This window comes from Gottfriedia sp. NPDC056225 (assembly GCF_042267765.1).
Taxonomy (GTDB): domain Bacteria; phylum Bacillota; class Bacilli; order Bacillales; family Bacillaceae_G; genus Gottfriedia.
The window spans coordinates 1-11,389 of the sequence record NZ_JBHJTJ010000075.1; the positions used below are offsets into that span (position 1 = coordinate 1).

Consider the following 11,389-nt stretch of genomic DNA (forward strand, 5'->3'; position numbering starts at 1 on the left):
CTATTATTCATATGAATGTATAAATATATAAAATAAATGAATTTTGATTAAAATATTTTTTGGGAATATCCTTATTAAATAAGGTTTTTAAAGAATTTTTATAAAAATACTTAAAAATGTATTTGCATAATTATTAGTATGTGTTAAAATTCATTTTATAAAATAATTATTCATTCGACAAAAATAGCTGTTTAATAGAATGCTAAAAATGATAGAAGAAAAAATAAATTTGAATTTTAAAAAATCAGGGGGAAAATAGTATGAAAAAATTAGTCGGAGTTTTAGCTGCATCAGCATTATCAATTGGAATGTTATCTGGATGTAATAAGTCAGATGATAAAACTTTAGTATTAGGTACAAGTGCGGATTATAAGCCTTATGAATTTATTGACACACAAAATGATAAAATTGTAGGTTTTGATGTTGATTTAGCGAAAGCGATCGGTAAGAAAACTGGTTATACAGTTAAAGTAAAAGATATTGATTTTAACTCATTAATTACAGCTATGAATGCAGATAAAGTAGATTTCATTATGGCAGGTATGAAAAAGACGCCCGAGCGTGCTAAAAACGCAGATTTCACTGCACCATACTTTACGGACCAAAATGAAGTAGTTATAAATAAAGATTCAAATATTAAAAGTGTTAGTGATTTAAAAGGGAAAACAGTTGGTGTACAAGCTGGTTCGATTCAAGAAACAAAAGCAATTGAAGTTGCTAAAACGGCTGGATTTAAAGTTGAAAACCGTAATCGAATTCCTGAATTAGTAGAAGAATTAAAAGCTGGAAGATTTGATGCTGTAATTATTGAACAATCAGTGGCGAGTGGCTATTTGAATAAATTAAAGGAAATGCAAGGGGTAATGATGCAAGATTTCTATGAACAATCGGGTTCAGCAGTAGCTCTTCCAAAAGGTAGTAAATTAACTCCAAAGTTTGATAAAGCATTAACTGAATTAAAAAAGGATGGAACTGTTGATAAATTAGTTAAGAAATGGTTCGGAGAAATGAAATAAGAAAAGAGTTTTTGAAGAAATATAAAAGATTAAGAGCTTTAGGGTATAGCAAAAGAGATAGAAGTTTTTGTTGTAAAAAGGGGAGGAATTATTGATGGAGAAAGATTGGAGTCACTTATTGGAAAAAATGCCTTTACGTCTTGCACCGAGCATGGCAAAGGATCATCCTAACTTACCGGTAGTTAAAGAAGAGGGTTGTTACTATTATGGTGTTGATGGTAAACAGTACTTAGACTTTACATCGGGTATTGCTACTACAAATGTTGGACATCGCCATCCTAAAGTAGTACAAGCAATTAAAGACGGAGCGGATTCTTTAGCTCATGGTCCTTCTGGAGTAATTATATACGAATCTATTTTAAAACTAGCAGATGAGTTGGCTGAAATTCTTCCTGGTAACTTAGATACTTTCTTTTTTGGAAATAGTGGAACAGAAGCAATTGAAGGAGCTATTAAACTAGCGAAACATGCTACTAAACGTCCATATATTGTTTCATTTATCGGTTGTTTCCATGGCCGTTCTATGGGGGCATTAAGTGTAACTACTTCAAAAAGTAAGTATCGAAAATTTTTACAACCATCAGGTTCCTATCAAATACCTTATGCAAATGTTTCAGAATGCCCTGAAGGTTATGATGAAGAACAATATGTAGTTGAACAATTAGAAAAAGATTTTAAACGTTTATTTAATCACCAAGTAACTCCAGAAGAAGTTGCTGCAGTAATTGTAGAGCCTGTTCTTGGAGAAGGTGGATATATTGTACCTCCTAAAGCCTGGTTAAAGAAAATTCGTGAGATCTGTGATCAAAATAATATTTTATTAATATTTGATGAGGTTCAAACTGGATTTGGACGTACAGGTGATTGGTTTGCTGCACATACATTTGATGTGACACCAGATATTATGGCGATTGCAAAAGGTATTGCTAATGGTATTCCATTAAGTGCAACTGTAGCATCAAATGAACTAATGAAACTTTGGCCACTTGGTAGTCATGGTACAACATTTGGTGGAAATCCAATAGCTTGTACAGCTGCACTTGCTGTTTTAGAAATTATTAAAGAAGAAAAGTTATTAGATAATACGAAAGAAGTTGGAGCATACGCGGTTGAAAAGCTGAATGAATTAAAAGAAAAACACCCTATGATTGGAAGTATTCGTTCAATCGGTTTAATGATCGGTATTGAAATCATTAACCCTGCGACAAACGAACCAGATGGTGATGGATTATTTAAAATTCTTGATCTTGCTTTGGAAAAAGGTGTTTTATTCTATTTCTGTGGTAACAACAGTGAAGTTATTCGTATGATCCCACCTTTAACAGTTACAAAGAATCAAATAGATGATGGGTTAGCAATCTTAGATGAAGCATTAACAGAATATGAGCAATCCATTGGATATGAAATATACGAAACAAAGGGCATTGGTTTCTAAACCAGTGCTCTTTATCTAAACAGATATTGTCGAAAATATTTTGAAATTTTAAGTCAATCGTAAAGGAGTACTACAATATGAATTTAGATTTTTCACAAATTGTTCCTTCTATGCCATATATATTAGCCGGACTAAAATTAACACTACTTGTAGTTAGCTGTTCAATTTTATTAGGTCTAATTTTAGCAATATTACTAGCATTAATGAAAATTAGCCGTGCAAAATGGTTAGTTGTCATAGCTGATTTTTATACATCAATTTTTCGTGGGACGCCGATGGTTTTGCAATTAATGATCATTTATTATGGATTGCCACAATTAATTGGTTTCGATATTGAGAAGTTTCCAGCAGCGGTTTTAGCTTTTGGATTAAATTCCGGAGCCTATGTTTCAGAAATTATTCGTGCAGGTATTTTAGCAGTTGATAAAGGACAACAAGAAGCTGCTTCTGCACTAGGAATTCCTTATCGTAAAATGATGTCAAAAATTATTTTACCGCAAGCATTTAAAAATATTTTACCAGCATTGATGAATGAGTTTATTACCTTAACGAAAGAATCAGCTATGGTTACTGTAATTGGTGCATCAGATTTAATGCGAAGAGCATTTTTAGTTGGTGGAGAGACTTACTCATTTATGGAGCCACTTATTTTTGTAGCTGGAATCTACTATATTATAATTATGTTATTGTCACTTCTAGGTAAATATATTGAAAGGAAGATGCGTACAAATGATTAAAATTACGAATTTAAATAAAAGCTTTGGTAATGTTCATGTATTAAAAGGTATCAATACGATCATTGATCAAGGGTCTGTTGTAGCTGTAATTGGGCCGTCTGGTTCTGGTAAATCTACTTTTTTACGCTGTATGAATTTATTAGAAACACCATCAAAAGGTGAAATTTGGATGGATGAAATTGAAATTACAAATCCAAAAAGTAATATTATGAAAATACGCGAAGATGTCGGGATGGTTTTTCAGCATTTTCATTTATTCCCACATATGACAGTTCTAGAAAATATAACGTATGCTCCGATCAATGTAAAAGGTATGAGCAAAGCTGAGGCAGACGAGAAAGCCAAAAAGCTTTTAGATAAAGTAGGTCTTCTTGAGAAAGCAAATGTTTATCCGCCTCAACTATCAGGTGGACAAAAGCAACGTGTTGCAATTGCAAGAGCACTTGCGATGGAACCAAAAGTAATGTTATTTGACGAGCCAACTTCAGCACTAGACCCAGAGATGGTAAAAGAAGTACTTGAAGTAATGAAATCTTTAGCTCACACAGGTATGACAATGGTAATCGTTACACATGAAATGGGATTTGCAAAGGAAGTAGCTGATCGAATTTTATTCTTAGACGAAGGAAATCTAGTGGAAGATTCAACTCCAAATGAACTATTCACAAGTCCAAAAACTGCTCGTGCAAAATTATTTCTTGATAAAGTATTATAATTTGATTCATAAAAAAGAAACTGAAGATAAAATTTTCAGTTTCTTTTTTTTCACATTAAGAGAGTATAAATTGGCAGCGGTGAAGAAAAGTAGACGAGAGATGCCAATTTTAGGTATAAGTGCAACTACGACTCTGTCTTCGCCTGACGGCTCGCCAATCGGCGAGTTTTCTTTATGTAATTTAGACCTTAATCATCATTTTGTTTTAATTTTAAAGGCTTTGTAGAGATGATTGATTCAATGTTTTTACTGATTAATTTATTATTTTTACGATTTTCAATTCGTGCTTTTGCAATCTCAGCTAGTTCTCGTTCTTCGTCGGTTTCAAGAATGATTGTTGGAACTGGTACGGTCTTATTATCCTTCATGCCAACAAATGTTAAAAATGAAGTAGCAGCAACTCGACGATTACTAGTAATTAAGTTTTCTGCAATTGCTTTTACAAAAATGACAATTGATGATGTACCAGTAACGACAACAAATGCCTCATAAGAAATACAGTCCTCTTCAGTTACTGGATGCAAAAAGTCTACATGATCAATTGAAGCAGTGACACATTTTAACCTCGAATGTTTAGCAGCTGTAATAGAAGCAATCATATCCATGTCAGCAAGAATTTTTCCACCAAAAAGCGTTTGGTGATTGTTTAAATCAGTAGGGAAAACCCGAACAGTTAAAGTTGAACGTGATTCATGACAATATTTAGAACTCATAAATTCACACCTTTTTTAGAATTAGTATTAAAGAAAAGGATTAGAAAATCCCCTAGTTTTCAAAAGCACTACTACTTTTTATAATAGTGTTCATTTTTCATTTTCTTAGAATTCCTAACTTTTACATTCCTAATCCTTTTCCAAAAATAAAATAGTTAAGATAATAACTTTCTGCCCGACATGCCATTAATGAATCAATTACGATATTAAGTAAAACAATAGTAACGGTGATGTTATGTACAGAATTGGTTCAAGGATTGTGAAAACTGCATTGGGCAGTGCTGCAGCAATTTTTATAGCACAAACAGTCGGGATTCATTTTTATGGGTCTGCCGGAACAATAACAATATTATGTATTCAACCAACTAAAAAACGTTCATTAGATACAGCTTGGAGAAGGTTTACTGCATGCGTGCTCATCATACTTTTTTGTATTTTTTTCTTTCATATTTTTGGATACACACCGCTAGCAATAGGATTATTACTATTATTTTTCATTCCATTTCTAGTAGCGCTTAGAATTCAAGAAGGTGTTCTTACTAGTACAGTCATTATGCTTCATTTGTATGGATTAAAAAAAATAACTATTCCAATCATATTAGATGAGTTAACTGTTATTGTAATAGGAATTGGAGTGGCCTTACTTTGTAATTTATATATGCCTAGTTTAGACGATCAGATTAAAAGCTTTAAAGTTAAAATAGACTCTAAATTTTGTTTTATTTTCGAGAAGATTTCTATTTTTTTAAAAGAGCCGTCTAATAAGTGTTTTTTAGAAGAATATGATGAAACAGTAAAATTACTACAAGAAGCGAAAAAAATTTCTAAATTAGAAATAGACAACCATTATTTTAAATCTTCGAATGACGAGGATTACGAATACTTTTTATTAAGAGAAAGACAGCTTGCTGCTATTCATCGCATAATTGAAACAGTTTGCAGCATTAAAGTAAGTAATGAGCAGTCGATCATTTTGTCAAAGTTTTTTAATGATCTAAGCTTTTCGATAAACCCGATTATAAGTGGAGTTATTTGTTTGCATCAGTTAGAAGAAATCTATCATATGTTTCGGGCTATGCCTCTACCACAAACTGCTGATGATTTTGAAACAAGAGCAGCGGTTTTAACAATCATTAATGAAATGGAAAGTTTTTTAATTATGAAGTCAAAGTTTAAAGGGAAATATTCAACGTTAGCTTGAAGGGAGTAGATTGGTTTGCTTAAATTAGTTCTGGCACTGTTTTTAGTAGTCGGTCCGGTTTGGCCACTTGGCCAAAATCCACAAGTGGGTGAGCCATTTATTATTATTAATAAGGAAGTAAATAATTTAGCATACGTAGAAGACGGTAAAATACAAGGAATCTATAAAATTGCTACTGGGAAAACGGCAGATTTAACGCCAGAAGGTATATTTAATATTACATATAAAGCGAAAAATCCTTATTGGCGCAAAAAGAATATTCCAGGAGGGGATCCAAAAAATCCGCTTGGCTCTAGGTGGATTGGTTTTGATGCATTAGGAACGGATGGATCAATTTATGGAATACATGGAAATAATGATCCCTCAACTATTGGAAAGTATATATCAAATGGATGTGTAAGGATGTACACAAATGATGTAAATAAGCTTTATGATAAAATTCCTTATGGAACAAAGGTTTACATAACAACATCATCAAATTCGTTTGAACAATTAGCTCGTGAACATGGAGCAATCAAATAATAAAGAGGATTCATCAGTTAGATTTCAAAATCTTGTTGATGTATCCTCTTTTCCATTGTATTTGTCAAATAGTTAAAGTCTCTATCCAGTTCTTTATAGTAAAGAAGCGATACCTGCAAGTAAAGTAGTAGCAAGCATTGAAATTAACATAATCATCACGACTATTTTTTGTGTTTTTTTTCTCATGTGATTACCACCTTAAATTAAGAATTACATTTGATTAATAATTATTTATAAGATTAATACAAGTCTTGTCCTATTTTAGCATATGTATGTAATAAAAGCATCGGTTAAAAGGAGAGGTCAAGAAATGTTCACAAATATAGATCATATGGCGATTTGTGTGAAAGATTTAAACGAGAGCATAAAAAAATATGAAAATGAATTAGGATTATCTTATTCTTATCGTGAAATAGTAAACGATCAAGGAGTAGAAATTGCATTTTTTGAATCAAAGAAAATCAATATTGAATTAATCCAGCCACTTACTACAATTAACCCTGTACATAAATACATTGAAAAAAAGGGTGAAGGTTTGCATCATATTGCTTTTCAAGTTGATGATATTGAAAAATCACTAAATGAACTTAAAAAACGTCAATTTAGTTTAATTAACCACTCACCTCGTAATGGAACTAATGGTTCAAAAGCTGTTTTTATACACCCTAAACAATTTGGCATGTTAATCGAAATTGTTCAAAACAAGGGGGAAGTATAATGAGTAAATATGATGATTTATATAGACTGTATGAAAAAAAATCTGAAATAGAGCAAGGCGGTGGATTTGAACGGATCGAAAAACAGCATGAACGTGGAAAATTTACAGCTCGAGAAAGAATAGATCTGTTATTAGATGAAGGTAGCTTTGTTGAGTTATATAGTTTTGTAGAGCATCGTTGTACAGATTTTGGAATGGATGAGCAATCGGGAGCATGTGATGGGGTCGTAACGGGCTATGGAACGATAAATGATCGAACGGTTTTTGTATTTTCTCAAGACTTCACAGTATTTGGTGGGGCTTTAGGAGAAATGCATGCAAAAAAAATTAGTCAAATAATGGACATGGCAGTAAAGTGCAAGGCTCCTATAATTGGTTTAAACGATTCAGGTGGCGCAAGAATTCAAGAAGGTGTACTTTCCTTGGATGGTTATGGACATGTCTTTTATCGCAATACCATCTATTCCGGTGTAGTACCGCAAATCTCAGTGATTATGGGCCCATGTGCAGGGGGAGCGGTTTATTCTCCTGCAATAACTGATTTTGTCATAATGGTTAATGGAAGTAGCCAAATGTTTATAACTGGACCAAAGGTAATTGAAAGTGTAACTGGTGAAAAAATTTCTGCAGAAGATTTAGGTGGAGCGAAAGTACATAATGAAATTAGTGGTAATGCACATTTTCATGCAAAAACGGAAGAAGAGGCACTAAATGTAGTTAGAAACTTATTGGATTATTTACCCTCACATTGGGAAGAAAAAGCTCCTATTAAAATGAAGAATGACAAAGAGATTGATGATTTAATGGAATTAATACCTGATGAGAGTAGTCGGCCATATGATGTGAAAAAAATAGTCGAAATGATTGTAGATGAAGACTCTTTTTTGGAGGTACATCAAGGCTTTGCAAAAAATTTAGTCGTTGGGTTTGCTAGGTTAAATGGAGAAGTATTAGGACTTGTTTGTAATCAACCTAAGTTTATGGCAGGCGGACTGGATTTACATTCTGCCGATAAAGGAGCAAGATTTATTCGTTTTTGTGATAGTTTTAATATACCGATTGTAACTTTTGTAGATGTGACAGGGTTTTTCCCTGGTGTAAAACAGGAGCATGGAGGTATAATAAGGCATGGCGCTAAGCTTTTATACGCATATTCTGAGGCAACAGTTCCAAAAGTTACAGTCATTACAAGAAAAGCTTTTGGTGGTGCATACGTTGCTTTAAATAGTAAATCAATTGGAGCAGATTTAGTATTTGCCTGGCCAAACGCTGAAATCGCTGTAATGGGTGCTGCAGGAGCTGTAAATATACTATATGGAAAAGAAATTGCTCAAAGTAATCATCCTGAGGAGATTAGATCTGAGTGGATGGATCTTTATAAAGAGAAATTTTCAAATCCATATATAGCTGCAAAATATGGACTAGTCGATGAGATTATTGATCCAAAGATGACTAGAAAAAAGCTAATTCAATCTTTAGAAATACTAAAAAACAAAAATGAAAAGCGTCCAGCTAAAAAACATGGTAATATACCTTTGTAGACATTTTTTTACATATACAATATGGAGGCATGACTCAAAATGATTAATGAACAACGTATAGTCGATGAATTTTTAGAATTAGTACAAGTAGACTCTGAAACTAAGTATGAAGCTGAAATTGCAAAGGTTTTAAAACAAAAATTGGAAGCCCTTGGAATGAATGTTTTTGAAGACGACACAATGGGTGTTACAGGTCACGGTGCTGGAAATATTGTTGCTACAATTCCTGCTACTAAAGAAGGAGTAGATGGTATTTTCTTCTCTTGTCACATGGACACAGTAACTCCAGGTAAAGGAATTAAACCATCAATTAAAGATGGCTACATCGTTACAGATGGTACAACTATTCTTGGCGCAGATGATAAAGCTGGTATCGCAGCATTTTTAGAAGCGGCTAAACAAATTAAAGAACAAAATATTGAACATGGTGAAATTCAATTCATTATCTCAGTTGGTGAAGAATCTGGATTACATGGTGCAAAAGCAATGGATCCAAAATTAATCACGACTAAATTCGGATATGCATTAGATAGCGATGAAGAAGTAGGTAATATCATCGTAGCAGCTCCAACTCAAGCAAAAGTTATTGCTACTATTTATGGTAAAACTGCTCACGCTGGTGTAGCACCTGAAAAAGGTGTATCAGCGATTACGATTGCTTCTAAAGCAATTGCTAGAATGCCACTAGGTCGTATCGATGAAGAAACTACTGCAAATATCGGCCGTTTTGAAGGTGGAAGTGCAACGAATATCGTATGTGATCAAGTGAATATTTTAGCTGAAGCTCGTTCATTAATCGGCGAAAAAATGGAAGCTCAAGTAGCTAAAATGAAAGCAGCATTTGAAGAAGCAGCTACTGAAATGGGTGGACGCGCTGAAGTAGAAGTACAAATTATGTACCCTGGATTTAAATTTGGTGAAGGAGACCACGTAGTTGAAGTTGCAAAACGCGCAGCAGAAAAAATCGGACGTACTCCTGCATTACAACAAAGTGGTGGTGGATCTGATGCCAACGTATTCGCAGGTCACGGTTTCCCAATCGTAAACTTAGCAATCGGTTATGAAGAAATCCACACAACTAACGAAAGAATGCCAATTAAAGAGCTAGTAAAAACAGCTGAAATGGTTATTGCAATTGTTGAAGAAGTTGCAAAATAATATATAAAAATGAGAAAGACGAAACACTTTGTGTTTCGTCTTTTTTAATACAACAATCTATTTTTAAAGCTTTAATCCTATTAAATCTTTAATTTGTACTTAATCGCTTCCTCCATACAAAATAGAAAATAGTTGCGATTAATAAAGCAGATGGAAAAATCACTAAACTATACTTTGCAAAAATAGAAGCTACTTTATCCCATTCTTCTCCAAAAATTTTACCTAATGTAATAAAAGTGAATCCCCATAAGATTGCACCAACAAATGCATACATAGAAAACTTTTTATAAGAATATTTATTAATGGCTGCAAAATATGCAGTCAAATGCCTTACCCCTGGAATAAAAAAACCTATTATCAGTATATAGGGTCCAAATTTTGAAAATAAACTTTTAGTGAATTCAATTTTTTTCTCAGTAATATGTACTTTCGGACCATATTTATTTAATAATGGTAAACCAAACATATATCCAAGTAAGTAACTTAAAGAAATACCACAAATGATCCCAATAATGGCACATGCTATTGATGGTATATAGGATAATCTACCTTGAAACACATTATAACCTATATAAATTAAAAGAATTTCATCTGGTAAGGGTAAACCAATAATTCCTCCTATTAATGCTAAAATGATGCCTAAATAACCATAGTGATTTATTAATACGTTTAAATGATGAACCATTGATTTAATACACATCCTCGTTTTTTTCCGCGTGAAGTAGTTAGGCTAATTAATTTGAGTAAGATAATATCATTTTGTACAAACAAAAGTATTTTATAGCATTTTCATAAATTAGGCAATTCAAAATTCAAATAATTTTGTTATTATTAAAAGGATTTAATAGTAATTGAAAAAAATTAAAATTAGGTGGAAAAATGATTAATTTTTATGAAATTTGCCCAAATAACTTTAGTAGAAATAAAACGATTGTTATGTTTCACAGCTGGGGTTCAACAATTGAATCTCAAATGAACTTAGGGATTGAATTATCAGAACTTGGATTTAAAGTAGTTATACCTGAAATTAAATATCATGTTATGAGAGAAGCGCTAAACAACCATTTTGACCAGAAGGTTTTACAATCATATTTCTGGAAAACGATTTTCTATACAATTGATGAAGAAAATGAACTAATGAATACCCTTAATTTAAAGAAAGAAGAAACAATTCTCTTTGGAAGTTCAAGGGTGGATTTATTGCTAGCGGCATATTTTTTTCAAATACGAGTTATGCTGGACTAATAAATATTAATGGATCAAGCTCTTTCATTTTTTCTGAGAAGGATTTTTGTAAAAAAGATGGAAGAAATACTATTGATGAGAAGGACTTGGCAACGATTACAACATATGATCCGAAATTTAAAGAAAATTTTACTAATAAGCCAATTCTTTTCTTGCATGGCGAAAAGGACAGTATAATATCAATTGATGGTCAAATTGATTTTGTAGCTTCAAATGATCATAGCATACAATTTTTTAAATATAAGGATGTAAATCATACGATAACAAATCGTATGAAAACTGATTTAATGAAATAGCTAGATAAAAGTTTTTAAATAAATGGAGGTATATGTATGAATGACAATTCCCTACCAAAGGGATTATCACAGCCGGCTATAAGAGCCTTAAC

At 32.6% G+C, this 11,389-nt stretch carries 14 protein-coding genes; 11 read left to right on the forward strand and 3 right to left on the reverse strand.

The genetic code is table 11. The annotated features are described in order from the left end of the window. Positions 1–260: 260 nt before the first annotated feature. The 4 genes from ACFCYN_RS23605 to ACFCYN_RS23620 all read left to right on the forward strand — a co-directional run bounded on the left by ACFCYN_RS23605 (position 261) and on the right by ACFCYN_RS23620 (position 3,903). Positions 261–1,016, forward strand: a complete 756-nt coding sequence (locus ACFCYN_RS23605; protein WP_172443940.1) for a transporter substrate-binding domain-containing protein — start codon at positions 261–263, stop codon at positions 1,014–1,016. A gap of 94 nt (positions 1,017–1,110) precedes the next feature. Further along, the gene (locus ACFCYN_RS23610) at positions 1,111–2,451 is read left to right on the forward strand and encodes an aspartate aminotransferase family protein (RefSeq protein ID WP_172443941.1); all 1,341 of its coding nucleotides are present in this window, start codon (positions 1,111–1,113) and stop codon (positions 2,449–2,451) included. Between the two features lie 77 nt (positions 2,452–2,528). After that, a complete protein-coding gene (locus ACFCYN_RS23615; protein WP_375952254.1) occupies positions 2,529–3,188 on the forward strand; it encodes an amino acid ABC transporter permease in 660 nt (219 codons plus the stop codon). After that, positions 3,181–3,903 carry an amino acid ABC transporter ATP-binding protein gene (locus ACFCYN_RS23620; RefSeq protein WP_375952257.1) on the forward strand — a complete coding sequence of 241 codons (723 nt, stop codon included), beginning with the start codon at positions 3,181–3,183 and terminating at the stop codon, positions 3,901–3,903. The genes ACFCYN_RS23615 and ACFCYN_RS23620 overlap by 8 nt, the downstream gene beginning before the upstream one ends. A gap of 188 nt (positions 3,904–4,091) precedes the next feature. On the opposite strand, the gene ACFCYN_RS23625 is transcribed toward ACFCYN_RS23620, so the two are convergent. Beyond that, the gene (locus tag ACFCYN_RS23625; protein WP_172443944.1) at positions 4,092–4,616 is read right to left on the reverse strand and encodes an acyl-CoA thioesterase; all 525 of its coding nucleotides are present in this window, start codon (positions 4,614–4,616) and stop codon (positions 4,092–4,094) included. Positions 4,617–4,851: 235 nt separating this feature from the next. On the opposite strand from ACFCYN_RS23625, the gene ACFCYN_RS23630 reads away from it, so the two are divergent. Continuing rightward, a complete protein-coding gene (locus tag ACFCYN_RS23630; RefSeq protein WP_172443945.1) occupies positions 4,852–5,817 on the forward strand; it encodes an aromatic acid exporter family protein in 966 nt (321 codons plus the stop codon). 15 nt (positions 5,818–5,832) lie between these two features. Next, the gene (locus tag ACFCYN_RS23635) at positions 5,833–6,339 is read left to right on the forward strand and encodes a L,D-transpeptidase (protein ID WP_216854069.1); all 507 of its coding nucleotides are present in this window, start codon (positions 5,833–5,835) and stop codon (positions 6,337–6,339) included. Positions 6,340–6,432: 93 nt separating this feature from the next. Here the strand turns inward: ACFCYN_RS23635 and prli42 are convergent, their stop codons facing one another. Further along, positions 6,433–6,525 carry a stressosome-associated protein Prli42 gene (gene prli42 / locus ACFCYN_RS23640; RefSeq protein WP_172443946.1) on the reverse strand — a complete coding sequence of 31 codons (93 nt, stop codon included), beginning with the start codon at positions 6,523–6,525 and terminating at the stop codon, positions 6,433–6,435. Positions 6,526–6,649: 124 nt separating this feature from the next. On the opposite strand from prli42, the gene mce reads away from it, so the two are divergent. Genes mce through ACFCYN_RS23655 form a run of 3 tightly spaced genes read left to right on the forward strand, consistent with a single transcriptional unit; the run spans position 6,650 to position 9,756 of the window. Continuing rightward, on the forward strand, positions 6,650–7,057 hold the full coding sequence (gene mce / locus ACFCYN_RS23645) for a methylmalonyl-CoA epimerase (protein ID WP_172443947.1): 408 nt from the start codon (positions 6,650–6,652) through the stop codon (positions 7,055–7,057). Further along, positions 7,057–8,598: an acyl-CoA carboxylase subunit beta gene (locus tag ACFCYN_RS23650; RefSeq protein WP_375952262.1), complete on the forward strand. Its 1,542-nt coding sequence runs from the start codon at positions 7,057–7,059 to the stop codon at positions 8,596–8,598. Before mce ends, ACFCYN_RS23650 begins: the two co-directional genes overlap by 1 nt. A 39-nt stretch (positions 8,599–8,637) precedes the next feature. Continuing rightward, positions 8,638–9,756, forward strand: coding sequence for a M20/M25/M40 family metallo-hydrolase (locus ACFCYN_RS23655; protein WP_375952265.1), 1,119 nt, complete (start codon positions 8,638–8,640; stop codon positions 9,754–9,756). An 88-nt stretch (positions 9,757–9,844) separates the two neighbouring features. Here the strand turns inward: ACFCYN_RS23655 and ACFCYN_RS23660 are convergent, their stop codons facing one another. Next, the gene (locus tag ACFCYN_RS23660; RefSeq protein WP_375952268.1) at positions 9,845–10,441 is read right to left on the reverse strand and encodes a DedA family protein; all 597 of its coding nucleotides are present in this window, start codon (positions 10,439–10,441) and stop codon (positions 9,845–9,847) included. Between the two features lie 194 nt (positions 10,442–10,635). Between ACFCYN_RS23660 and ACFCYN_RS23665 the strand changes: the two genes are divergently transcribed. After that, positions 10,636–11,001 (forward strand): hypothetical protein, encoded by a 366-nt coding sequence (locus tag ACFCYN_RS23665; protein ID WP_375952271.1) that lies wholly within the window; start codon positions 10,636–10,638, stop codon positions 10,999–11,001. An 86-nt stretch (positions 11,002–11,087) separates the two neighbouring features. Then, complete coding sequence (locus ACFCYN_RS23670; protein ID WP_375952274.1) at positions 11,088–11,297, forward strand: hypothetical protein; 210 nt, start codon at positions 11,088–11,090, stop codon at positions 11,295–11,297. Positions 11,298–11,389 lie beyond the last annotated feature (92 nt).